This is a genomic window from Blautia sp. TF10-30, assembly GCF_003481245.1.
GTDB lineage: Bacteria > Bacillota > Clostridia > Lachnospirales > Lachnospiraceae > Fusicatenibacter > Fusicatenibacter saccharivorans.
In genome coordinates, this window is record NZ_QUKM01000038.1 from 1 (window position 1) to 372 (window position 372).

1 pseudogene is annotated in these 372 nt (G+C 52.7%); it reads left to right on the forward strand.

Going from position 1 to position 372, the window contains the following annotated elements:
* Nucleotides 1-372, forward strand: a pseudogene (locus DXD02_RS15910) (MobQ family relaxase); the annotation flags it as partial.

The window sequence follows — 372 nt, forward strand, 5'->3', positions numbered from 1 at the left end:
GTGGTATCCAGACGAATATCGGAAACCTGAACCGGGAAATCAGAGCCGCCAACCGCCTGATGAAGTCCATCCGGCAGCTTATCCACAACCTCAAAGGCTGGATTGCCGAGCTGGGAGAAAAACGGAAGGAGTTGCTTGCACAAAAAGCGGCGGAGGAAGCGACACTTCTTCCCAATCTGCTGATGAAGTATATGGAGATACGAAAGGAAGAACGGAGGGACTGGACAAGGGCTGGACAGAACCGAGGGACTTCACAGGACTTAAAGGCAGTCAGCGAAGCCCTGTCCTATCTCCGGCAAAAGGGGCTTTCCACTGTGGAGGACTTAGAAGCATTTCTGGAATCTTCCGGGAAATCAGCCGCAGATTACCGCA